Source organism: Streptomyces inusitatus, from assembly GCF_014651115.1.
Classification (GTDB): domain Bacteria; phylum Actinomycetota; class Actinomycetes; order Streptomycetales; family Streptomycetaceae; genus Streptomyces; species Streptomyces amakusaensis.
On record NZ_BMWG01000018.1, the window covers coordinates 107728 to 130391 of the forward strand.

The window sequence follows — 22664 nt, forward strand, 5'->3', positions numbered from 1 at the left end:
CACGGCCTAGGACCGGTCGGGGATCTCCAGTACCTCGACCACGGCGGAGGTGAAGGAGAAGCCGGTGCCCGCGCCGTGGAGCAGCACCCGGTCGCCGGGGGAGAGCGCGCCGGACTCCAGGAGATGGGCGAGGCCGGCGAACTGGTCGCCCGCGCCGAGGTGGCCCGCGCGCCGGCCCCACTCCCAGGTGGTGCGCTCCAGGTCGACGCCGAACTCGGCGCGGGAGTCCCAGCCGGTCAGCGCGAGGCCCATGTTGGGGAAGACCCAGTGGGCGATGTCGCGGGCGGTGCAGTCCGCGTCCGCCAGGGCGCGTTCCATGGTCTCGTTCTCGCAGGCCCAGATGGACTGGACGAGATCCATGAAGATCTCCGGACCGTGGCGCTCCACATAGCCCCGTACCCGCTGGTCCTGGTCGACTGGCCAGCCGTTGCCGCCGCTCACCTCCGACCAGGGGTCGGCCCCGATCTGGAGCCCCTCGTGGGCGGTGTCGCCCATGGAGGCGCTGGAGCACAGCCGCAGCGCCCCCGAGCCCCGGGCCAGCACCAGCGAGGTGCCGCCGTCCCCCAGCAGACACCCCTGGGCGGTACGGAACCGGTCGTACCCCGGCGGGACGAAACGGTCGCTGGTCGCCAGCAGCACGGCCCCGTCCGGGCGGCCGACGCTGAGATGGGCCGCGGCCAGCTCCAGGGCGGCCATGCCGCCGTTGGAGGCCTGGCGGATCTCCACGGCCGTGCCCCGGCCGCCGACGGTACGGCTCTGGAGGTGCGCGGCGGGCGCGAAGTCGTCGAGGCCCTGGTGGGCGACGGAGGAGTGGGTGACCAGGGTGAACCGGTCGGGGTCGGTGCCGGAGCGCTTCAGCGCCCGCTCGGCGGCGCGCACCGCCAGCTCGATCGCGGGCCCCTCGGGGCAGACCCGTACCCCCAGATAGCCGCTGCGTTCGTGCTCCTCGGCGTCGTAGCGGCCGTCGGCCACCGCGTCGGCGGTGCGCTCCTCGTGGCCGAGAGCGGTGGCCACGCCGTCGATGAAGAGGTCGTTCCAGCGCATGTGTTCAGACCCTTTCCGCGGTCGCCCGGCCGGGCGTGAGGTTCAGGGGGGTGTCGGGTTCGGCGACCAGCTCGCGCAGCGTCTCGCGGTAGCCGGAGGCCAGCGCGGCGACGGTGGCCGGGTCGTAGAGGCTCCGCTTGTAGGCCACGCTCGCCACGACGTCGCCGTCCGGGTCGAGGTTGAGGGTCCACAGCGAGCCGTCGGGGATGTCCGAGGCCAGCGGCTGGGAGACGAGCCGCCGCCGCACCTCGGTGTAGGTGAGATCGCCGACCGTGTCGCCGTCGAGGACGAAGGGGAAGGGGAAGACCTGGAAGACGCAGGTGGCCCGGGAGTCCGCCATGGCGGGGGCCATCATCTCGGGCGCTTCGGCGGGGATCCGCGGCATGTCGTGGGCGTAGGCGGCGACACAGCTCTTCCGCACCCGCGCCAGCGCCTCGCGGAAGGTGGCGCAGTCGGCCAGATCGGTCCGGACGGGCATGAAGTTGAAGAACGAGCCGACGGTCTGCTGGAACCGCTCCGGCCCCCGGCCCGGCGAGAAGGTGGGGACGGTGACCTCGGTGACGTCCGTCGTCCGGCAGATCAGCACCTGGAAGGCGGCCATCAGCACCATGAAGGGCGAGCTGCGGTTCTTTCTGGCCAGCTCCAGGGCGGCGGTCATCGTCTCCCGCTCGATCAGGAAGCGGTGGATGCCCGTCGTCTGCTCCAGACCGGCCGAGCGCGGGTGGTCGGTCCCGATGGTGACGATCCGCGCGCCCCGGAGCCGGTCGCGCCAGTACGCGCGGGCCGCGTCGGCGGCGGGGGTCTTCGACTGCTCCCGCTCCCACTGGGCGAACTCCCGGTACGGCAGCGCCTCCGGCAGCTCCGGCAGCTCGTGGCCGCGCCGTACCGCGTAGCGGTGGGCGAGGTCCCGCATGATCAGCCGCATGGACCAGCCGTCGGTGGCGGTGTGGTGCGCGGTGAGCACCAGCACCGCGTCCGTGTCGGTGAAGCGGGCCAGCACGGCGCGCAGATGCGGGATCCGGAGGCTGTCGAAGGTGCCGCGCTCGGCCTCGATCAGCAGATTCTCCACCAGTTCGTCCCGGAGCGCGGGGTCCGTCGCGGGGAGGTCGCGGACGGTCAGCTCCGGGGAGGCGGGCGGATGGATCCGCTGGTACCGCTCGTCCCCGTTGCGTATCACCGAGGTGCGCAGGGCCTCGTGGCGTTCGGCCACGTCGTCCAGCGCGCCCCGGAGCGCGGCGTGGTCGACCGCGCCGCGCACCCGCCAGCCGTGCACGATGTGGTAGCGCGGGCCGAACGGGCCGGCGTCGTCCCCCTGGTCGTACAGACAGAGGAAGTCCTGGTTGAAGGAGAGCGGGACCTGAAGGGTGGTGTCGTCGCTGTGCGCGGTGCTCATCGGTGGCCGGGCTCCTGATCGTGGTGGCGGTTGACGGGGTACGACGGGTACGAAGAGGCGTCAGGGCGAGGTGCTCGCGGACGGCGCCCCGGCGGGGCTCGCCTCACGGTCGAGATGGGCGGCGAGCGCCGCCGGGGTGGACTCGTCGAACACCACGGGCACGGCCAGTTCGGCCCCCAGCTCGGCCTGGACCCGGCTGATCAGCCGGATCGCCAGCAGGGAGTTGCCGCCCAGCTCGAAGAAGTCGTCGTCGGGGCCGACGGACTCGACGCCGAGGACATCGGCGTACAGCGTCCGCAGCACCTCCAGACCGGAGCGGACGGCCGGAGCCGCGGCCCCCGCGCTCCCGTCCTCGGCGGCGGCGGGGGCGGTCAGCGCGCGGCGGTCCAGCTTCCCGTTGACCGTCAGCGGCAGCGCGTCCAGCACGGTGAAGCGCGAGGGGACCAGGAAGTCGGGGAGCGAGCGCCGGGCGTGGGCGCGCAGCGAATCGACGGTGCCCGCCGGGTCCTCGGAGCGCGCCGACGGCCGGAGCACCGCGTAGGCGGCGAGCCGCCGTTCGCCGGTACGGGCGGCCTCCTCGGCGACGACGGCGATCTGGGCCACGTCCGGATGGCGGGCGAGCACGGCCTCCGCCTCACCCGGCTCGACCCGGAATCCCCGGATCTTGACCTGGCTGTCGGAGCGCCCGATGAAGTCGATCAGCCCCTCGGGGGTGTGGCGCACCAGATCGCCGGTGCGGTACATCCGGGTCCCGGCCGGGCCGAAGGGGTCGGGGACGAAGCGTTCGGCGGTCAGCGCCGGGCGGGCCAGATAGCCCCGGGCGACGCCGGCGCCCGCCATGTACAGCTCCCCCGTCTCCCCGGACGGCACCGGCCGCAGCCGCTCGTCCAGGACATGCGCCCGCATGCCGTCGAGCGGACGGCCGACGGGGACGCTGTCACCGGGCTCGTACCCGTCCCGCATCTCCGACTGGGTGGCGAACAACGTGGTCTCGGTCGATCCGTACATCGCGCGGACCACGAGCCCGGGATTGGCCGCGAGGACCCGGCCGACGGCGGCGGGCGGGATCCGGTCGCCGCCGGTCATGACCTCGCGGAGCCCGGAGAGCGCGCCGGGGTCCTCCTCGGCGATCACCCGGAAGAGTCCGGCGGTCAGATGGACGACGGTGATGCCGTGCGCCTCGACGGCCTTGCGCAGCACGGGGGCCGTCGGCTGCCCTTCGGGGGCGAGCACCAGCCGCCCGCCGCGCAGCAGCGGCACCCACAGTTCGTAGGTGGACATGCCGAAGGCGTACGGGGCGACCATCAGCACCCGCTCGTGCGCGCCGCCGTCCCAGCAGCTGTCCAGGGCCAGGGCCAGCGCGTCCCGGTGGGTGACGGCGACTCCCTTGGGCTCCCCCGTGGAGCCGGAGGTGAACATGAGATAGGCGAGGGCCAGCGGATGGCCCGGGCGTCCCGGGTCGTGGGCGGGGGCCCGCGAGGTCGCCGCGTCGGTGTCGACGACGACGGTGTGCTCGACGGCGGGCAGCCCCCGGCCGCGCATGGCGTGGTCGGTGAGGAGGACCGTGCCGCCGCCGAGGTCCACGATCCGCTGGATCCGCTCCGGCGGATAGGCGCTGTGCAGCGGCAGATAGCAGGCCCCGGCCTTGACCACCGCGAGGATCGCCACCACCAGCTCGGCCGAGCGCTCCATCAGCACGGCGACCGGCTCCTCCGGCCGTACCCCGAGGTCCAGCAGCCGATGGGCGAGCCGGTTGGCCCGCTCGTCCAGCTCACGGTAGGTCAGCTCCCCGGAGGCGAGGACCACGGCGGTCTCGTCGGGGGTCAGCGCGGCCTGCCGGGCGAATCGCTCCTGGAGCGAGGGGGACGTCATCGCATACTCCGTTCGATGGGGACGGGACGGCGGACCGGCGTCAGCCGGACGGGCAGGGAGGTGTAGCCGCGCAGAAAGGTGGAGTAGAGCGGGACCGGTTCGCCGAGCTGCTCGATCACCTCCACCCGCGCCAGGAGGGCGGCGAGGACGGCCGCGATCTCGGCCCGGCCCAGGAACGCGCCGAGGCAGAAGTGCGGCCCGTGGCCGAAGGCGAGATGGCGGTTGGGGGTGCGGGCCACGTCGAAGACCTCGGGGCGGTCGAAGACTCTCTCGTCGCGGTTGGCGGAGACGTTCCACACGGTGACGAGGTCGCCCTCGGCGATCCGCTCCCCGCCGATCTCGGTGTCCCGGCGGGCGGTGCGCCCGATGTGCATGGCGGGCGAGTTCCAGCGCAGGATCTCGTCCACGGCGCTCTCGACGCCCGCGCGGCCCTCCTTGAGCGCCCGCCACTGGTCGGGATGGCGTACGAAGTCCAGGACCGCGCCGGTCATCGCGAGCCGTCCGGTCTCGTCCCCGGCGAGGACCAGGCCGTAGCAGTTGAGGACGACCTCCTCCTCGGTCAGCGGTGCGCCGTCGACCGTGGCGTGGACCAGCAGACTGATCACATCGTCCTCGGGCCGGACGCGGCGGGCGCGCGCCAGGTCGGAGAAGCGCAACAGGATCTCGTTGCGGGCCATCCGCATGTCGCGGGCGGTGTCCCCGGGGCGGTCGGCGCTCAGCGCGCGCTTGCTGAGCGCGAGCATCGCCGCCTGGTCGGACTCGGGGACGCCGAGCAGATCGCAGATGGTGGCGATCGGGACGATCTCCGAGACCTCCCGGGCGAAGTCGCACTCCCCGGCGGCGACCGCCCGCTCGACCAGGGCGTCGGCCCTGACCCGTACGCCTTCGGCGACCCGGCGCATCAGCCGGGGCGAGAAAGCCTTGAGCAGCATGGTCCGCAGGGCGGTGTGGCGCGGCGGGTCGCTGACGGCGAGCAGCCGGCCGCCCGCCGGGTCGCCGCCGGCCAGCAGGGAGGTGAGCATGTTGCCCCGGGCGGAGCCGAAGCGGGCCGGGTCCTTGTAGACCGTCAGCGCGTCGGCGTAGCGGGTCAGCACCCAGAAGGCGGGGCCGAGTTCGGTCGCCGGGTGCCGGTACACCGGGGTGTGGGTGCGCAGCCGCCGCCAGACGCGGTCCATGTCGGGGCGGACGAAGGTCGCGGGGTCGGCGAGGTTCGGCTCGCTCGGGTCTGCCGGCATGGGGGAGGTGTCCTCGGGGTCGCGGGTCATGTCACGCGCCGGCGGATCCGTCCTTGGCGCGCTGCGCCTCGACCGCTTCGTACAGGGCTTTGATGTTGCCGCTGCCGAAGGTGCGCGCGCCCAGGCGTTCGATGATCTCGAAGAAGAGGGTGGCGCGGGGGTGGGTCGAGCGGCTGAAGATCTGGAAGAGCTGTCCGTCGTGGTCCTCGTCCACCAGGACGTTCAGCTCCTGGAGCTGGGGCACGGTGTAGCGGGCCAGTTCGATCCGGCCTTCGAGGAGCCGGTAGTAGCTCGCGGGCGTGGTCAGGAATTCCTGGCCCCGGTCGCGAACGGCGGCGACGGATTCGGTGACGCTCGCGGCGGTGAAGGCGATGTGCTGGACGCCCGGGCCGCCGTGGTTCTTGAGGAAGGCGTCGATCTGGCCGGGGCGGCGGGAGAGATCGGGCTCCAGCAGGGTCAGGGTGAGCGCGCCGGAGGCGCTCTGGACGACCTTGGAGTCCATCGCCTGCTCGCCGACGACGATCCGCTCGGTGAAGATCACGGAGAAGCCGAGGGCCTCCTCGTAGAAGCGGACCGTCTCCTCCAGTCCGCCGGCCTCCAGGCAGACGGCGAAGTGGTCGACGGCGAGCAGTCCGGTCTCCGAGGCCGCGGGGGCCCGCTCGGGCGCGCCGGGGATCGGGGTGAAGCCGGGCAGCGCGCCGGGGTCGGCGCCTTCGGGGCGCTGGACCAGGGTGTGGATGACATCGCCGAAGCCCATGACGGCGGCGGTGACGATGCCGTCGCGCTCCACCGGCGGGGAGACGCTCCGGGCCCCGCCGCGCACGGCCCGCTCATGGGCGGCGCGGGCGTCGCGGACCCTGAGGGCGATGTCGCCGACGCCGTGTCCGTGCCGGTCGAGATGGGCGGTGCCGGGGTGGTCCTCGACCAGTGGCCGGGTCAGCACCAGCCGGATGTCGCCCGCGCCGAGGGCGATCGAACTGGTCTCGTCCGTCTCGGCGGCGGTCAGCGCCGGAATGCCGTAGCGCCCGGCGAATATCTCTTGTTGAACGGCGGTGTCCTCGACGAAGAACCGAATATGGTCGAGGGTCATTCCCTCGAACGCGTCCGCAGGGCTCGCAGGGCTTGTCATCGCTTTTCCCATCCGCTTGGACAACTCCTTCGACGATCGCACCGGCGGTGAACGGGCCGCATCCTCTGGATTGCGGCGCTTCGCCCTGCCCGGCGGCGGCCCGCCGGGCAGGGCGAAGGCGCGGTCCGCCGGGGAACGGGCCGCGCCTTCGCCGATTCGGGGGCGGGGAAATCAGCCGCGCAGCGGGCGTACGAATTCCCTGATGTCGCCGACGAGCAGCTCCGGTTGTTCCAGGGCGGCGAAGTGGCCGCCCCGGTCGAATTCGGTCCAGTGGGTGAGTGTGGGCAGCACCTTCTCCGCGATGCGGCGCACGGGCAGGGAGGCGTCCTCGGGGAAGACGGCGACCCCGGCGGGCATGGCGAGGGGCCAGGGCCCGCCCCAGACGGCCGGGAAGTCCGCCGGGGTGGGGGTGGATTCGTAGTAGAGCTGCGCGCTGGAGCCCGCGGTGGCGGTCAGCCAGTAGAGGGAGGCGATGGTCAGCAGCTCGTCGCGGTCGATGGCGTCCTCGGGGACGCGGTCCGCCGCGCTCCACTCCTTGAACTTCTCGACGATCCAGGCGAGTTGGCCCACCGGGGAGTCGGTGAGACCGTACGCGAGGGTCTGCGGGCGGGTGGACTGGATCTTCTGCCAGCCCATCGCGGTCCGCTCGAAGGCGAGGGCGAACTCCAGCCGGCCCCGGTCCCTCTCGTCCAGCCCTTCGAGGTCCTCGGGGCCCGTGGGGATGGTGGCGAACATATTGAGGTGCACCCCGGCGACATGCTCGGGGTCGGCCAGGCCGAGCTGGAGCGAGATCGGCATGCCCCAGTCGCCGCCCTGGGCGACATAGCGCTCGTGGCCGAGCCCGCTCATCAGCTCCGCCCAGGCGCGGGCCACCCGGCGGACGTCCCAGCCGGGGGCGCGGGTCGGGCCGGAGAAGGCGTATCCGGGCAGCGAGGGGATCACCACATGGAAGGCGTCGGCCGCGTTCCCGCCGTGGGCGACGGGGTCGGTCAGCGGTCCGATCAGCGAGAGGAACTCGGTGAACGAGCCGGGCCAGCCGTGGGTGAGCAGCAGCGGCATCGCGTCCGGTTCGGCGGAGCGCGCCTCCAGGAAGTGGACGGTGGTGCCGTCGATCTCGGTGAGGTACTGGGGGTGGGCGTTCAGCCGCTCTTCGGCGGCGCGCCAGTCGAATTCCGTACGCCAGTACTCGGCCAGCTCGCGGAGGTAGGCGACGGGGACGCCCCGGTCCCAGCCGGCCCCGGGTATCTCGTCGGGCCAGCGGGCCGCCGCGAGTCTGCGGCGCAGATCGTCGAGGTCGGCCTCGGGGATGTCAACGCGGAAGGGACGCACGGGGGCTCCTGTCCTCGAATGGGGTGGCGGGGTCGGGTCGGCGGCGGGAGGCGCGCAGTACGCGCAGGAGGTTGGCGGGCCGCATCAGGGCCTGCGGCGGGTCGATGAGTCCGGCGGCGCGGATGAAGGCGTTGCCCAGTTCGGCGTCGTGGACGGCGGCGGCCTGGAGGCGGGCGACATAGCTGTTGGCGAGCCGGACCTTGAGGGTGCGGCGGCCGGCGACGCCGGGGTAGCCGAGGTCGGCCCCGGCGGAGAACTCCCAGGGGGAGTCGATGTCGGCGCTGATCCCGGCGAAGAACTCGGCGGGGCGGGGCACGGCGCCGCGTTCCAGCAGCCGGGCCAGGGTCAGGGACTGAAGGGCGCAGACGGTCATGCCCTGGGCGTAGAGGGGGTTGAAGCTGCACACGGCGTCGCCCATGACCAGCAGCCCGTCGGGGAAGCGGGCCAGCTTCTCGTAGTGGCGGCGCACGCTCGCCGGGAAGCGGAACCGCACCGGGTCGTCGATCGGCTCGGCGTCCCGTACGGCCCGGTGGATGTCGGGCACCGGGAGCGAGGCCGCGAAGTCGAGGAAGCCCTTGGGGTCGGTGGGCGGATGGTCGCCGAGCATGCCCGTGAGGGAGAGTTCGACCTTGCCCTCGTCGCCGGGCAGCCGGTAGAAGAAGGCCCCGCGCGGAAAGGCCGGGGTGGCCGCCGGGATGATCGCCAGATCGGGGCCGAAGGGGTCGCTCTCCAGCCGGAAGTGCTGGGTGGTGTAGGCGAGGTCGATCACGACGCGCTCGTCCTCGGGGCGTTCGTAGCCGAGTTCGGCGAGCCAGGCGGGGGTGCGGGAGCCCCGTCCGGTGGTGTCGACCACCAGATCGGCCTCCAGGGTCTCCTCCCCGCCGTCCTCGGTGCTGATCCTGACCCCGGTGATCCGCCGGCCGTCCGGGGCGGCGACCGGGGCGAGGATGTCCCGTCCCTCCAGCAGCTCCACGCCGGGGAGCGCGGCCACGCGCATCCGTACATGGTGTTCCAGGACGGGCCGGGTCGCCGGGATCGACAGCAGCCCGGAGTGGGAGGGGCGCATCCGCCGGCCGTTGAAGTACCAGCGGATGTCCCCGCTGAAGTCCCCCGGGCGCACTCCGGCGGTCCGCAGCTCCTCGGTGAGGCCCGGGAAGTGGCGTTCCAGGATCTGCTGGCCCCGGGCGACGAGACCGTGCGCGTGGCCGCCGTGCGGCACTCCCCTGCGGGCCTTCGTGACGCCGGTCAGCTCGTCCCGGTCCACGAGCAGGACCCGCTCGAAGTGCCCGGCGAGGACCTTGGCCGCGAGCAGCCCCGCCAGACTGCCGCCGAGCACCACCGCGCGGTCGCCTATTCGCCGTTCCACGGCGTCACCTTCTCTCTTGTCGCCGAACCGGTCAGGCGGTGCCGATGGGGGTGTTCTGGTACGCGGTGATGAGCCACTCCCCGTCGTGGCGGGTGAGCAGCCAGCCGGCCCGGATGGCCCGCTCGGGGGCGACCTCGGTGTCGCCGGGGGCGAGCACCCCGCCCTTGGTGATCACCATGGCGACGTCGGGGGCGAGCCGGCGGAGGCTCAGCGGTTCGCCGAAGACCCGGGTCCCCTTGAAGGGGCCCTGGTAGGCGCGGGTCATGAAGGCCCGGACCTCCTCGCGGCCGCGCAGGAAGACATCGCCGGGCAGGATCAGGGTGCTGTCCTCGGCGAAGACCTCGGCGAAGGCGTCGGCGTCGTTGTCGGCCCAGGCGGCGACGATGCGCCCGGGGACGCCCGCGATCGCCGCGATGTCGGTGTCGTTGGAAGTCGATGCGCTCATGTTCACGGTCCTGTCCGGTGGTGGGTGGCCGGGAATCGGGAATGAGGGTCAGATGTACTGGGTGTTGGGCTCCAGGCCGCACAGCACTCGTCCGTACAGCTCCAGATTGGTGTTGGGGTGCATGATCGAGTGCATATTGACGGTCTGGATGTCGCGCTCGATGCGCTGGATCGGCACCGAGTGGTAGATGGACGAACCGCCGCTGGCCGTGTTGAGGATGTCCACGGCCTCCTTGGCGCGGGAGCACACCGCCCCCACCCGGAGCCGGGCGCGGGCCCGCTCCTCCATCGTCCACTCCTCGCCCGACGCGCCCTTGGCGTCGAGGAGGTCGGCGGCGGCGTAGGCGTGGAACTCGGCCTCGTCGATCTTCACGGTGGCCTCGGCGACCTGGAGGTGGGTCAGCGGGGCGTCGCTCTGCTTCTCGTACGAGGTGTAGCTGATCCCCCGGCCCGGCAGCCGCTCGAAGAACGCGTCCCGGGCGGCCTTGGCCAGGCCGAGGGCCGGACCGCTGACGGTGGCGACCGCGGTGGGCAGGAAGGGGGCGCGGTAGATCGTCCGTCCCGCGTTCCGCCGGGAGAGATGGTGGCCCTGGAGCGCCGGGCCGAGCGGCAGCACGCGCTCGGTGGGGACGAAGAGGTTCTCGGCGACGGTGGTGACGCTGCCGGAGCCGCGCAGTCCCGAGGTGTGCCAGTCGTCGATGACGCCGAGGTCCGCGACCGGCAGCAGCGTCATGATCGGCTCGAAGCTGCCGTCCGGATGGGCGAGCACGGCCGCGTTGGTGTTCCAGCTACTGAGCCGGACACCGGTGTTGAAGGCCCAGCGGCCGTTGAGGACGATGCCGCCCTCGGTGGGCACGGCCATGGCGCTCGGGCTGAGGATGCCGGAGATCCGGACGTCGGGGGTGGCGAAGACTTCCTCCTGCACCTCGTCGGGGAAGAGCCCCACCATCCAGGTGCTGACCGCCCAGACGGCGGCGGTCCAGGAGGTCGAGCCGCAGCCGCGGCCCAGCTCGGCCAGGACCTCGACGACGGTGCGCATGTCGGACTCGTAGCCGCCGTGCTGGACGGGGACCCGCATCTTGAGCAGTCCGGAGTCGGCGAGCGCCGCGACGGTGTCCTCCGGCAGGCTCCGGTCCTCCTCCGCGGTGGGCGCGTTCTTCTGGAGCAGGGGCACCAGCTCGGCGGCGCGCCGGACGAGTTCCGTCCTCGACGGGGTGTCGGTGGCCATGGAGTTCTCCTCGGCTTGGGGCACGGGGTGGGGTGGGTGACGCCGCGTCGGACGCGGCGTCTTGAGACTCGCAGCCGCCTCGGCGGGGCCGCATCTTCCTGATTGCGCTCCGTGTACGGCGGCGCGCGCGGTCACTGGCCTCGGGTCAGGAGGAGGGGGCGGTGGCGGCGGGCCCGCGCACGGTCCCGGTCCCGGCCTTGGTCTTGGCCCCGGGCTTGCGCCTGGACCCGCGGCCGTCCAGCCACCATGCGGCGATCATCAGATTGACCACCCAGCCGAGCCAGGCCGAGGCCTCGGCCGCGGTCATCATCGCGGCGGCCTGTTCGGTGGGTATCTCGCCGGGCGTCATCCCCATCGCCAGCATCAGCCCGTTGGCGAGCAGCCGGCCGCTCAGGGCCTCCATCGTCAGGGCGAAGCTGTAGATCATGAACCGGCGGTGCTCCTGGTAGCGCCGCTGCCGGGCGCGTACATATCCCACGAGGGTGGTGATGAACCACAGCGCGGCCAGCGAGGCCCGCCCCACCCAGCCGGGCCCGCCGAAGGAGGTCACCAGCAGATAGAAGGAGAGCACCACCGAGGGCAGCACCCCGGCGAAGACATAGAGCCGGCCGCTGCGGCGGTGGATCGCGGGGTGTTCGCGCCGCAGCCAGGGCCACACCTGGAGACACATCGTCACCATGGCGATGGAGCCGAAGAGGATGTGGCCGACGAGCATCGCGTACTTGGTGGGGAACTCCGGCGGCAGCGGCACGGTCGCCTTGGCGGGGTCCAGTCCCAGATACGGCGGAAGGACGTAGGCGAAGACAGCGACGGTGGACAGGACCAGCAGAATCATCCACACCCGCACACCGCGGCGGTCCGGCGGTCCGGCCGGGGGCGGCGGCGAGGACGGGGGCGGGGCGGGAGCCGGCGTGCCCGCGCGCTCCAGGTTCTGTGTCACGGTGGATCCTCCAGTTCATGCGCACGGGCGGTCCGGTGGTACGGAGGTCGCGCGTTCGGTGGGTGGGGCCCGGCCGGGTGGCCGGCCGGGCCCGTGGGGTCAGCCGAGTTCGCCGACCACCAGGCAGTCCGGGGCCACCGGACCCGCGCCGACGCAGCGCGTGTTGTAGTCGTCCAGGATCTTCTGGCCCTCGGCGTCGGCGAGGCCGAAGCGCTTCGCCGGGCGGGCGCCGTCCTTGAGGACGTCGTGCATGGCCTTCGTCAGCTCGTTCTCGACCCCGGTGAAGCCGCCGAGCACCGGGCCGAGCGCGCCCGGCTCGTCCTTGGTGGCCCGGATCTGCTCCAGCGCCACCTCCGGCGCGGGGTTCTGCTCGAACCAGCCCTGCTCGTCCAGGAGTTCGGCGGAGCTCTCGGTCATCGGCAGATACTGGGTGTTCTTGTGCCACTCGGCGCCGTTGGCCGTGCTGTTGAGGAACTGCATGAAGGCCAGCGCGCCGTCCCGGGTCCGCCGGTCCAGACCGGACTTCAGCCAGAGCGAGTCGCCCGAGGTGAGATTGCCGGTCTTGGGGGTGCGGCCGTTGTGCGGCACCGGGCCCGCCTCGACCTTGTAGCCGGCCTTCTCGCCCTCCTGGGCGAGCATGCCGCCCATGTTGGCCGAGTCCAGTACGAAGGCCACGTTCTGCTGGTTGAAGGCCTCGAAGTTGCCGCCCCAGTCGCCCGGCTGGCCGGTGTAGAGGTACGCGCCCTTGCGGTGCAGCTTCTCCCACCAGGAGGCGTAGGACAGCACCTCCGGCGAGTTCAGCTCCACCTGGGTGGCGCGGCCGTCCCGGCCGCCCGCGCGGTCGGTCAGCAGTCCGCCCTGCTGGGCGGCGGCCTGCTGGAAGAACCAGCTGTGGTTGGGCCAGGTGACGCAGTTCTTCGGGCCGTCGGCGAGCTTGGCGACCTTCTTGCAGGCGCGCTCCAGCTCCCGCCAGGTCCTCGGGAAGGAGTCCACCCCGGCCGCGTCCAGGATCTTCTTGTTGCCGTACATCAGCGAGGTCATCGCGGTCAGCGGCATGGACCGCAGATCGCCGGACTCGCTGTAGTAGGCGCGCAGCGCGGGCAGCAGATCGTCGGTGACGACGGGTTCGCCGAGGATGGTCGAGCGGCCCGCGATCGCCTTCTCCACCGAGGTGAACAGCGGCTTGCCGGCCTTGTTCCGGGCGTCCCGGGCGAGCTGGGTGGTGCTGTAGTAGTAGTTCGCCACGGCGGGCGCCCTGCCCTGCGCCGCGGCCTTGGAGACCTCCAGCGGCAGCTGGGTGTAGGGGAACGCCTTGATCTTCACCCGGTAGCCGGGGTGCTTCGCGTTGAACTCCTCGGCCAGTTTCTTACGGGTGTCCAGATACCCCGGGAAGGGGTATTCGGCGAGCCAGACGTCGACGGTGGTGACCTTGCTCGTGTCCACTCCGAGCTGGGCGTGGGTGCCGGGGGAGGCCGGGGTGCCGCACGCGGCGAGGGTGAGCATGCCCGCCGTGGCGAGCGAGGCGGCGAGCAACGTCCTTGGGCTGCGCATGCTTTCTCCAAAGAGGGATGGGGTGCGGGACGGTCGGGCGGGCCGGTTCAGCCGAGGTGGGCGAATTGTCCGGGGGTACGGCCCGGTCCGGCGGGGCCCCGGTAGGCCTGGGCGATGTCGAGATAGCGGTCCGCCTCCGCGCCCGTGGCGCTCAGCTCCAGATCGGCGCGGTGCCGCCGTCGCGTCGCCAGCAGACAGAAGTCGTGCGCGGAGCCCGTGATCCGCTGCTCCGCGTCGGCGGGGCCGAACTCCCACAGCGCGCCCGAAGGACCGGTCAGTTCAAACCGGAACGGCTCGGAAGGCGGGGTGAGACCCCGGGCCTGATAGCCGAAGTCCCTGGTCAGCGTGGCGAATCCGACCAGGTGCCGGATCCCGTCGGTGGGCTCGCGCCGGATGCCGAGCGCGTCGGCGACATCCTGGCCGTGACCGAACAGCTCCATGATCCCGGCGCAGGCGAGCACGGGCGCGGGCAGCGGGTTGACCAGCCAGGGCACCAGCGCCCCGGCCGGGACGGCGGCCAGTGCCGCGCCCGCCTTGGCCCGCTCCTCGCGCCAGATGTCCAGCACCGTGGCGGCCGGTTTGTCGAGATACCCGGCGAGCGCGGCGTTGACCGCTCCGTCGAAGTCCTCGGCGGCGGCCGCGGCGGCGGCCTTGAACGCCTCCGGAGCCCCGGCGGCGGCTCCGGCCAGCCGGAAGATGAAGGCCAGATGGGCGATCTGGTGCTTGATCGTCCAGCCGGGGGCGGGGGTGGGCGTGTCCCACTGCCGCTCGTCCAGCTCCGCCACCAGGCGGTCGATCTCATCGCCCGCCGCGGTCAGATCGTCCAGCACGTCTCTTGAGTCGTTCACGTGTGGTTCCTCTCGTGGGAGATCGGGTCCGGGGGGTCGGTCCGGGGCCGGGTCCGGGGAGTCGGGTCCGGGAAGGTCGAGGGCGCGGCGGTCCGGGGCGCGGCGGGGCCGCGCCCTGTCCGTTCGATGAGGCCGCGCGGCGGGGAGGCGGTGCGGGCGGGGATCCTTCGTTTCCCGGCGGGGCCGTACTGCCGTGCGGGACCGGTCCGTTGGTGACGGGCAGTCGGTTGGGGCCTGTCGTTCGGATCAGGCCCCTGGCTCCGCGGTGCACCCCAGCGTGCCGCACTCGTGGGGCGCTGTCTTCTCCTTGTGTGCTGTCCGTACCGGCAGGTCAGTCGGCCGGGGCCGGGCCGCGGATCCCCTTGAGCGCGAGGGCGGCGAGCACGGCGGCCAGCAGGGCGCACACCCAGGCCACGGCGGTGAGGCCGTCGGTGAAGGCCTCCCGGGCCTGGTCGAACAGCGCCCGGCCGGGTCCGGCGGGAAGCTCCTCGCTCCGGGAGACCGCACCGGCGAAGGTCTCGTCCGTCCGCGCGGTCTCGGGCATCCGCACCCGGTAGACGGCGGTGGCGACGCTGCCGAGCACGGCGGTGCCGAGCGCGAAGCCCAGTTCGCTGCCGCTCTCCGAGAGCGCGGACGCCGAGCCGGTCCGGCCGGCGGGGGCGGCGGCGAGGATCAGGTCCGTGCCCAGCACGGCCGAGGGGGCGAGCCCCAGATAGACCACGACCAGGCCGGTGATCACCGCCGGGAGCCCGCCGGAGGCCGCCTGGGTCAGCAGCAGCCCGTAACCGGCCGCCGCGAGCCCGAGACCGCCCGCGATGAGCCGTCCGGGCGGGATCCGCCGGGCCAGCGGCGGGGTCAGCGCGGAGCCGATCAGCATGGCGAGGGCGTACGGGAGCATCCACAGCCCGGCGCTCAGCGGGTCGAGTCCCAGGGCGAGTTGCAGATACTGCGCGGTGAGCAGCCCGATGCCGCCCATGGCCGCCCCGCCGAGCAGCATGATCAGCAGTACGGAGCGGATGGTGCGGTCGGCGAAGAGCCCCAGGTCCAGCAGCGGCCGGGGCAGTCCGCGCTGGCGGCGGACGAACATCCGGCCGAGGAGGACGCCGAGGACGACGAGGGCCGAGGAGAGCGCCGTGCCCGCGCCGACGGCGAGCCCCTTGAGCCCCTGGACGGTCGCGAGCACGGCGGCGAGGGAGAGCAGCACGCTCAGCGGGTCGAGCCCGGCGGAGTCCGGCGTACGGTCCCGGTCGGCGGGGAGCAGGAACGGCGCGGTGATCAGCAGCAGTGCCATCACGGGGACGCCCAGCAGGAACACCGAGCCCCACCAGGCGAATCGCAGCAGTACGCCGCCGACGAGCGGGCCGATCACCATGCCGGCCATGAAGCAGGTCATCCACACGCCGACGGCGGCCGTGCGCTGGCGCGGATCGCGGAAGAGGGTGCTGATCAGGGCGAGGGTGGTGGGCATCAGGGCCGCTCCGGCGATGCCGAGGAGGGCCCGCGCGGCGATCAGGGCGGTGGCGCTGTCGGCGTACGCGACGAGCACGGACGCGCCGCCGAACGCGGCGGCCCCGGCCATCAGCAGCCGTCGGCGGCCGATCCGGTCGCCGAGGGAGCCCATGGTGACCAGAAAGCCCGCGATCATGAAGCCGTAGACGTCCATGGCCCAGAGCAGCTGGGCGGGGCCGGTCCGCAGGTCCGCGCCGATGGCAGGGAGGGCGAGTTGCAGCACCCCGGAGTCGAGGGCGAGCAGCAGCGCGGGCAGCGCCAGGACCACGAGCGCCAGCCACTCCCGGCGGCCCGCGCGGAGGTTCTCTGCTGGGGGCACCGTGGGGCCTCTCCTGGTCAGCCGAGGTGGGCGAATTGTCCGGGGGTGCGGCCGGGCCCGGGGTCTCCCCGGTAGGCCTGGGCGAGGTCGAGATAGCGGTCCGCCTCCGCGCCCGTGGCGCTCAGCTCCAGATCGGCGCGGTGCCGCCGGCGGGTCACCAGCAGACAGAAGTCGTACGCGGAGCCCGTGATCCGCTCCTTCGCGTCGGCGGGACCGTACTCCCACAGCGCGCCCGAAGGCCCGGTCAGCTCGAACCGGAACGGCTCGGAAGGCGGGGTGAGACCCCGGGACTGATAGCCGAAGTCCCGGTTGGCCTGGGCGAATCGGGTCACATGGGCGATGTGGTCGGTGGGCTGGTGTGGCAGTCGGAGCGCGTCGGCGATGTCCTGGCCGTGGCCGAACAGCTCCAGCACCCCGACCCGGGCGACATCGGCGGGGAGGGTGGGGCCGGTGAGCCAGGGGACCGGCCGCTCGGGGGGCAGGGCGGCGAGCGCGGTGTGGGTCGCCCTCCATGTCTCGTGCCAGCGGGCGACGAGGGTCTCGCGGGAGTCGTCGGCGTAGTCGGCCAGCGCCGCGTTGACCGCGCCGTTGAAGTTTCCGGCCGCGCGTTCGATGAAGCCGTGGAAGGCGTTCGCGTCGGTGGCGGCGACGCGGGCGAGCCCGAAGACGAAGACCAGATGGGCGATCTGGTCGGCCACGGTCCAGCCGGGGGCCGGGGAGTCCGTGGCGAGCTGTCCCGCCTCCACCTGTGCCACCAGGGCGTCCAGCCGCGCGCACTCCTCGGCCAGGGAGTCGAGGGCCGGTGCGGTGTGCGGCGGGCGGTGCTCGGTGCTGGGCGAGTCGGTCATGGGCTGCTCTCCTTCGGAGCGGGGGCGGGCGGGGGGTTGCGCACCGTGCGTGCGCCGTGGGTGCGCGCGGCGGCCAGGGCCGCCCAGGAGGTCAGTCCGATCAGCGCGGCGTCGCCGGGGGTGCGGGCCCGGAAGGCGGCGATGTCGCGGTCCTCCACGCGGTAGGAGGCGAGGGCGGTGAGCAGGGCGAGCCGGGCGGCGGGCCGGTCGCCGGGCGGAAGCCCGGCGGTCCTCTCGTCCAGCCAGCCCCGGCCGACGGGGGGCGGCCGGCCGTCCCAGGCGTCGAGTTCGGCGAGCACCCGTTCGCGTACGGCGGCGGGGAGCGCGGGCCCGGCCGCCCGGTCGACGGCCGCGGCGGAGCGGGCGAACGCGTCGGCGAGGTCCGGGACGCCGGACGCCCAGGCGAGGTCGGGCGGCGGCGGGGCCTTCGGCAGCAGCGGGAGCGAGGCCCCTGCCGCCGGTCCGCCGGGGGCGGAGGGCCGCAGGGTGCGCGCCACCATCCGCAGCAGCCCGTCGTGCGCGGCGGCGGGCAGTCCGGCGGGGAGCGGGGAGTCCTCCAGGAAGACGTTGACCATGCGGTTGAGGTAGTGGAAGGCCACCGCGACGGCCGTCAGCTCGGTACGGGTGTCCGCCGGGGGGCCGTCGTCGGCGTCCGTGCCGGGGCGAAGGCCCGCGCGGGCCCACCGGGCGGCGGCGTGTGCCGCGCTCCCCGGGGCGGGGGCGGCCCCCGGGGCGGCGGCGGGTTCGAGGTCGCGCAGGGCCGCGCCGTGCACTTCGACGCAGTACGGGCAGGAGTTGGCCTCGGAGACGGCGTGGGCCACCGCCTCCTTCGCCGCCCGCCCGGCGGTCCCGGGCACCAGCAGGCTCTCCCGGAGCATCAGCCAGGAGGCCGCCAGCGGTTCGGGGGCGGGTGAGTGGAGGGCGATCGGCGGGGCGAGCCCGCCGAAGTCGCGCACGGTCTGTTCGTACACCCGGGCCACCAGGCCGGTGGCGCCGTCGGGGCGTACCGCCTCGATGTGACGGATGCTGCCGAGCGAGTTCTTGACCACGGTGCGGAGGACTCTCTTCACGGCAGTCTCCTTCGTGGTCCGCTCGCCGGTCCCGGTGGGACCGGGGCCGCGCCGGGCACGGTCAGTCCCGCGCGATCAGCGGGACGAGGGGGCGGACGCCGCGGCGGCCGCTGGTCGAGCCGTCCGGGGCGGGGGCCCCGTAGGTGACCTTCACCCCCCGCTCGCGGGCGGCGGCGACGATCGCGGGGACGGACCGCTCGGCCAGTGCCGCGATGGTCATCGCCGGGTTGACGGTCAGCGCGCCGGGGACGGCGGAGCTGTCGGTGACGAAGATGCCCGGGTGGCCGCGGAGTTCATGGCGGTCGTCGAGGGCGGAGGTGGCGGGGTCGTCGCCGATCCGGCAGGAGGCCAGCGGGTGGACGGTGTACGCGCCGACGAGGTCGTTGGTCCAGGGCATGACCTCGGCGAGGCCGTCGCGCTCCAGGATCTCCTTGACCTCGCGGTCGGACTCGGCCCAGCCGTGGCGGGTGTTGGCCGTGGGGTCGTAGCGGAGCGCGCCCCGGCCGAGCATCTGCTGGGAGATGCGGTGGGCGTTGCCGGCGGCCGGGGGCGGGCCGAAGACGCCCTCGTTGTCGTCCTCGCTCATGGTGAAGATGGTCAGCCAGGAGCGCCAGCGGGCGAGGAGTTCCTTCTTCTTGGGGCCGAACCAGGAGGGTCCGCCGTCCGCGTTCGGTATCTGGGCGAGGATGGTGCCGAGGCCGGGCGGGAAGTAGAGCTGTTCCAGGGAGTAGCGGGAGTACTCGGGGAGCGAGCCGTCCAGCCGGTCCCAGCTGGCGACGGTCGGGCCGCGGCCGATCTGGTTGGCCTCGTAGGCCAGTCCGTCGCCCCGGGACAGGCCCAGGACCTCGGCGATCCGGTCCTCGTTGAGATAGGCGGTGTTGAGCCGTTCGCCGTTGCCGGAGAAGTAGCGGCCGACGGCGTGGGGCATCGTGCCGAGCACGGGCTCGCTGCGCTGGAGGATGACGGGGGTCGCGCCGGCTCCCGCCGCGAGGACGACGATCTTGGCGTCGATCTCGCCGGAGCCGGTGCGGATCCGGTAGTCCTCCTCGTCGATGGTGTCGAAGTGGACCCGGTATCCGCCTGTGTCGGTGCGGGAGATCCGCTGCACCTCGTGGAGCGGCAGGATCCGCGCGCCGTGGGCGACGGCGGCGGGCAGATAGTTGGTGAGCAGCGACTTCTTCGCGTCGAAGCGGCAGCCGGCCATCATCCAGTTGCAGTTGACGCAGGCCTTCTTGTCGAGGCCGACCGGCAGCGGGTTGGCGGTGCGGCCCGCGTGGTCGCAGGCGGCGGCCCAGAGTCCGCCCGCGTAGGTGACGTCGTCCCAGGACTGCTGGACGACGGGGATGGCCTCGGCGACCCGGTCGTACCAGGGTTCCAGGGTGTCCCGGCTGACGGAGGCGGGCCACATCCGGCGGCCGATGCTCCCGCGGCGGTCGAAGACGAAGCGCGGGGCGCGGGGCAGCGAGGCGAAGTAGACGACGCTGCCGCCGCCGACGCAGTTGCCGCTGAGGACGCTCATGCCGTCCCCGACGACGAAGTCGAAGGCCCTGGTGTAGGAGGAGCCGAGTTTGAAATCGTGCTCGAAGTCCTCGCTCTCCAGCCAGGGTCCGCGCTCCAGGACGGTGACCTTCGCGCCGCCGGCCGCCAGATGGTAGGCGGCGATGGAACCGCCGAAGCCGCTGCCGATGACCAGGACGTCGGTGCTCTGCGGGGATGTCATGCCGGACTCCCTGAGGGGGTGGTGTCGGGGTGCAGACGGGCCAGCGGCCTGCCGTAGGAGTGCTGGTCGAAGCGCCACAGGCCGTCTTCGTCGGGCTGGCTGATGCCCATCGCGGCGAGGCCGGGGTGGCCCGCCGCCATCGCCTCGGCGGTGTGCAGATGGGCCGCGGAGTCGTAGGCCATGTTGCAGAAGAGCGCGAGCAGTACCCAGAATTCCTTCTCCGGGTGTTCCGGCGCGGTCAGCCTGCGCACCAGGGCCGTGCGGTGCTCGAAGGACAGGGCGACGAACGGATCCACCTCCGTGTCCAGTACGAGGCCGTGCTCGTCCGCGTACGCGCCGGTGTGGTCGTTCAGCAGCCGGGCGAGATCGCCCAGCCCCTGGGTCATCCCGGTGGCGTCCCATTCCAGCAGTTCGACGGCGCCGGCCTCCACCGAGCCCGGGCTCTGCGAGACCCCGGCCACCGCCCGGTCGCCGGGGCCCCTCGCGCGCCCCGGCAGGATCGTGTCCGCGTAGGCCTCCAGGGTGGGTGTCCGGTCCCATTCAGGAGCGGAACTGTGCTGCTCCATCGCCAATCCTCCTTTTAAACCACCGAATTTACTCGGGCTGCCAATAAGGTATTGATAGCGAGTTCGTTCAAGCAACCAACGAAACGGAATCATTGCCACCGCTTGAACAATAGGCCAGCTCTTGGCCACTTCTCGATCTCCCGGTACGCTTCTCGCGCCAACGCAACCCCCCTGAGAGAGTGCAACGTGAACTTACTTCAGAGTAATTTCACCCAGCGCAACCACGATCCGAACCAAGTCAACATCAACCGTGAGGGTCCCATCAGTGGCTGACGCGAGTGCACGGGCGCAGTTGACCACCGCCCGAATCCCTGACAATCACCCTGCCGGCGAGAGCAGATCGCCGAGCCATTCTCCCGAACTCAGGGAAATACCTCACCTGATCAAGGTCGACCGCCTTCTCCCTGCCGATTCACCTCGATCCGCCGGCGTCGACGAAGAACATGTACTCCGGCTCGCGGAATTCGAAGGAAACCTTCCACCCATTCTCGTGGAGCGCCTCACCATGCGTGTGATCGACGGCATGCACCGGTTGCGCGCGGCGCAGCTGAAAGGGCAGCAGAGTATCGCCGTGACATTTTTAGAATGCAGTGAGGAAGAGGCGTTCCTCCGCTCGGTGGAGGAGAACGTCTCACACGGACTTCCGCTCTCACTGACGGACCGCAAGGCGGCGGCCCGGCGAATTCTGGCCACCCGGCCCGAACTTTCCGATCGGTCGATCGCGGCCAGGACCGGGCTGGCCGCCCGGACCGTGGCCGCCGTCCGCCGATGTTCAGGCGCGGAAGAGGAGCAGTTGAACTCCCGCTTCGGCACCGACGGCCGAAGACATCCGCTGAGCGGGACCGGCGGCCGGCTGCGGGCCGCGGAGATCATCGCGGCCCGCCCCGAGGCCTCGCTGCGCGAGATCGCCAGGGAGGCCGGAGTCTCCGTGGGCACCGCCCACGACGTGCGGGCGCGCCTGCTCAGAGGGGAGGAGCCACTCCCCGCCACCCAGCTGTCCGCGGGCCGCCCCGGAGCCGGGAAGACCGGCCGGGCGGCCCCCTCGGCATACGCCCAGTCCTCGCCGCCGACCGTGCGCTCCCGCTGCCAGGACGGGGGCGAGCAGTACGCGGCGATCCTCCGCAATCTCACCAAGGACCCCTCCCTGCGGCACACCGAGAGCGGCCGCGAGCTTCTGCGCTGGCTCCACGCGCAGTTGGTTCTGGACGACGACTGGCGGCCCCGGGTCGAGAGCGTGCCCGCCCACTGCAGCGACGCCGTCGCCGAGCTGGCCCGGCAATGCGCCGAGGCCTGGCAGCAGATCGCCCGCCAGCTCTCCGACCGCGACAGGTAGCCCCGTTCCTCACCGTTGAACTCTCGAAAGACTGGACTGGTCGCGGTTAAGGTCTGATTACACGGCCATATACCGCATTCGGCGTGATCTTTTCGACGAACGAGGGACCCTTCATGGAATCCACCATTGAGCGCGTCGTGACACGGGTTATCGAAGACATGCGCGCCAACCTCGGCGAGCGAATCACCATCGATGACATGGCCCAGACCGCCATGTTCAGCAAGTTTCACTTCACCCGCCTTTTCCGCGGCCAGACCGGGGTCTCCCCCGGCCGCTTCCTCTCGGCGCTCCGCCTGAATGAGGCAAAGCGGCTCCTGATCAACACGGACCTCAGCATCGCTGACATAAGCAATTGCGTTGGCTACAGCAGCGTCGGCACCTTCAGCTCACGCTTCAAAACCTGTGTGGGTATTGCACCTTCAACGTACCGCCAGTTCAACGGATTCGTTTCAGAGATCCCGACCGCCGATGACAACCTGCCCCAGGGAGCGGCTCAGACATCGATCACCGGGACGGTGTCCGCAGCCCCCGAAGGGGACACTGGATTTGTTTTCATCGGGCTATTCCCCGACTGCATCCCCCAGGGCCAGCCGGTCCGCTGCGTCATCCTGGACCGCCCGGGGCCCTATACGCTCCGCAACGTCCCGCCAGGCACTTGGCATGTACTCGTCCAATCAGTCCCGTACGGCATGGAGGAGTCCCAGGACCTCGGCGAGGACGACGCGACCTTCGTCGGCGCCCACGGCCCGGTGACCGTCGGCCCCGACGAGACCCCCGCCCCGGCCGACATCGAGCTGCGCCCCATCCGGGCCCTGGACCCGCCGGTCCTGCTCGCGCTGCTCGACATGCGCCTCACCGCGCTGCGGGCCGTGGCCGCCTGAGCGCGGGAGGGGCCGATCGATGCTCGTCGGCCCCTCGAA

19 protein-coding genes are annotated in these 22664 nt (G+C 72.3%); 2 read left to right on the top strand and 17 right to left on the bottom strand.

The features are described 5' to 3' along the window. Positions 1-6: 6 nt before the first annotated feature. From IE247_RS24210 to IE247_RS24290, 17 genes are all read right to left on the bottom strand, one after another. Positions 7-1044, bottom strand: coding sequence for a ketoacyl-ACP synthase III family protein (locus IE247_RS24210; RefSeq protein WP_190125362.1), 1038 nt, complete (start codon positions 1042-1044; stop codon positions 7-9). A gap of 4 nt (positions 1045-1048) precedes the next feature. Further along, the gene (locus IE247_RS24215; protein ID WP_190125363.1) at positions 1049-2437 is read right to left on the bottom strand and encodes a condensation domain-containing protein; all 1389 of its coding nucleotides are present in this window, start codon (positions 2435-2437) and stop codon (positions 1049-1051) included. Between the two features lie 60 nt (positions 2438-2497). Beyond that, positions 2498-4309, bottom strand: a complete 1812-nt coding sequence (locus IE247_RS24220; protein WP_190125364.1) for a non-ribosomal peptide synthetase — start codon at positions 4307-4309, stop codon at positions 2498-2500. Further along, entirely contained in the window at positions 4306-5544 is a 1239-nt protein-coding gene (locus IE247_RS24225; protein ID WP_190125365.1) for a cytochrome P450, read from the bottom strand. Before IE247_RS24225 ends, IE247_RS24220 begins: the two co-directional genes overlap by 4 nt. Before the next feature lie 31 nt (positions 5545-5575). Then, positions 5576-6673 carry a 4-hydroxyphenylpyruvate dioxygenase gene (gene hppD, locus IE247_RS24230; protein ID WP_190125366.1) on the bottom strand — a complete coding sequence of 366 codons (1098 nt, stop codon included), beginning with the start codon at positions 6671-6673 and terminating at the stop codon, positions 5576-5578. A gap of 171 nt (positions 6674-6844) precedes the next feature. Next, positions 6845-8002, bottom strand: a complete 1158-nt coding sequence (locus IE247_RS24235; protein WP_190125367.1) for an epoxide hydrolase family protein — start codon at positions 8000-8002, stop codon at positions 6845-6847. After that, on the bottom strand, positions 7983-9368 hold the full coding sequence (locus IE247_RS24240; protein WP_190125368.1) for an FAD-dependent oxidoreductase: 1386 nt from the start codon (positions 9366-9368) through the stop codon (positions 7983-7985). The genes IE247_RS24235 and IE247_RS24240 overlap by 20 nt, the downstream gene beginning before the upstream one ends. Positions 9369-9399: 31 nt before the next feature. Then, positions 9400-9813, bottom strand: coding sequence for an SgcJ/EcaC family oxidoreductase (locus IE247_RS24245; RefSeq protein WP_190125369.1), 414 nt, complete (start codon positions 9811-9813; stop codon positions 9400-9402). A 48-nt stretch (positions 9814-9861) separates the two neighbouring features. Beyond that, positions 9862-11040: an acyl-CoA dehydrogenase family protein gene (locus tag IE247_RS24250; protein ID WP_190125370.1), complete on the bottom strand. Its 1179-nt coding sequence runs from the start codon at positions 11038-11040 to the stop codon at positions 9862-9864. Between the two features lie 145 nt (positions 11041-11185). Then, positions 11186-11980: a DUF2306 domain-containing protein gene (locus IE247_RS24255; protein ID WP_229869314.1), complete on the bottom strand. Its 795-nt coding sequence runs from the start codon at positions 11978-11980 to the stop codon at positions 11186-11188. A gap of 99 nt (positions 11981-12079) precedes the next feature. Next, complete coding sequence (locus IE247_RS24260) at positions 12080-13531, bottom strand: extracellular solute-binding protein (RefSeq protein WP_190125371.1); 1452 nt, start codon at positions 13529-13531, stop codon at positions 12080-12082. Between the two features lie 47 nt (positions 13532-13578). After that, complete coding sequence (locus tag IE247_RS24265) at positions 13579-14379, bottom strand: TIGR03084 family metal-binding protein (RefSeq protein ID WP_190125372.1); 801 nt, start codon at positions 14377-14379, stop codon at positions 13579-13581. A 331-nt stretch (positions 14380-14710) separates the two neighbouring features. Beyond that, a complete protein-coding gene (locus tag IE247_RS24270; RefSeq protein ID WP_229869315.1) occupies positions 14711-16207 on the bottom strand; it encodes an MFS transporter in 1497 nt (498 codons plus the stop codon). Between the two features lie 17 nt (positions 16208-16224). Next, positions 16225-17055 carry a TIGR03084 family metal-binding protein gene (locus tag IE247_RS24275; RefSeq protein WP_190125373.1) on the bottom strand — a complete coding sequence of 277 codons (831 nt, stop codon included), beginning with the start codon at positions 17053-17055 and terminating at the stop codon, positions 16225-16227. Next, positions 17052-18125 carry a carboxymuconolactone decarboxylase family protein gene (locus tag IE247_RS24280; protein ID WP_190125374.1) on the bottom strand — a complete coding sequence of 358 codons (1074 nt, stop codon included), beginning with the start codon at positions 18123-18125 and terminating at the stop codon, positions 17052-17054. Before IE247_RS24280 ends, IE247_RS24275 begins: the two co-directional genes overlap by 4 nt. Positions 18126-18186: 61 nt before the next feature. Next, positions 18187-19845, bottom strand: coding sequence for an FAD-dependent oxidoreductase (locus IE247_RS24285; RefSeq protein ID WP_190125375.1), 1659 nt, complete (start codon positions 19843-19845; stop codon positions 18187-18189). After that, complete coding sequence (locus IE247_RS24290; protein WP_190125376.1) at positions 19842-20411, bottom strand: DUF5987 family protein; 570 nt, start codon at positions 20409-20411, stop codon at positions 19842-19844. Before IE247_RS24290 ends, IE247_RS24285 begins: the two co-directional genes overlap by 4 nt. Before the next feature lie 382 nt (positions 20412-20793). On the opposite strand from IE247_RS24290, the gene IE247_RS24295 reads away from it, so the two are divergent. Beyond that, complete coding sequence (locus tag IE247_RS24295; RefSeq protein WP_268247237.1) at positions 20794-21744, top strand: ParB/RepB/Spo0J family partition protein; 951 nt, start codon at positions 20794-20796, stop codon at positions 21742-21744. A 113-nt stretch (positions 21745-21857) separates the two neighbouring features. Next, positions 21858-22625 carry a helix-turn-helix domain-containing protein gene (locus IE247_RS24300; protein ID WP_190125377.1) on the top strand — a complete coding sequence of 256 codons (768 nt, stop codon included), beginning with the start codon at positions 21858-21860 and terminating at the stop codon, positions 22623-22625. The last annotated feature ends 39 nt before the right edge of the window (positions 22626-22664 follow it).

Coding starts and splice junctions, on each gene's coding strand:
- hppD (WP_190125366.1), bottom strand. CDS start 6,673: ATGACAAGCCCTGCGAGCCCTGCGGACGCGTTCGAGGGAATGACCCTC.
- IE247_RS24220 (WP_190125364.1), bottom strand. CDS start 4,309: ATGACGTCCCCCTCGCTCCAGGAGCGATTCGCCCGGCAGGCCGCGCTG.
- IE247_RS24285 (WP_190125375.1), bottom strand. CDS start 19,845: ATGACATCCCCGCAGAGCACCGACGTCCTGGTCATCGGCAGCGGCTTC.
- IE247_RS24260 (WP_190125371.1), bottom strand. CDS start 13,531: ATGCGCAGCCCAAGGACGTTGCTCGCCGCCTCGCTCGCCACGGCGGGC.
- IE247_RS24225 (WP_190125365.1), bottom strand. CDS start 5,544: ATGCCGGCAGACCCGAGCGAGCCGAACCTCGCCGACCCCGCGACCTTC.
- IE247_RS24215 (WP_190125363.1), bottom strand. CDS start 2,437: ATGAGCACCGCGCACAGCGACGACACCACCCTTCAGGTCCCGCTCTCC.
- IE247_RS24210 (WP_190125362.1), bottom strand. CDS start 1,044: ATGCGCTGGAACGACCTCTTCATCGACGGCGTGGCCACCGCTCTCGGC.
- IE247_RS24245 (WP_190125369.1), bottom strand. CDS start 9,813: ATGAGCGCATCGACTTCCAACGACACCGACATCGCGGCGATCGCGGGC.
- IE247_RS24275 (WP_190125373.1), bottom strand. CDS start 17,055: ATGACCGACTCGCCCAGCACCGAGCACCGCCCGCCGCACACCGCACCG.
- IE247_RS24250 (WP_190125370.1), bottom strand. CDS start 11,040: ATGGCCACCGACACCCCGTCGAGGACGGAACTCGTCCGGCGCGCCGCC.
- IE247_RS24290 (WP_190125376.1), bottom strand. CDS start 20,411: ATGGAGCAGCACAGTTCCGCTCCTGAATGGGACCGGACACCCACCCTG.
- IE247_RS24300 (WP_190125377.1), top strand. CDS start 21,858: ATGGAATCCACCATTGAGCGCGTCGTGACACGGGTTATCGAAGACATG.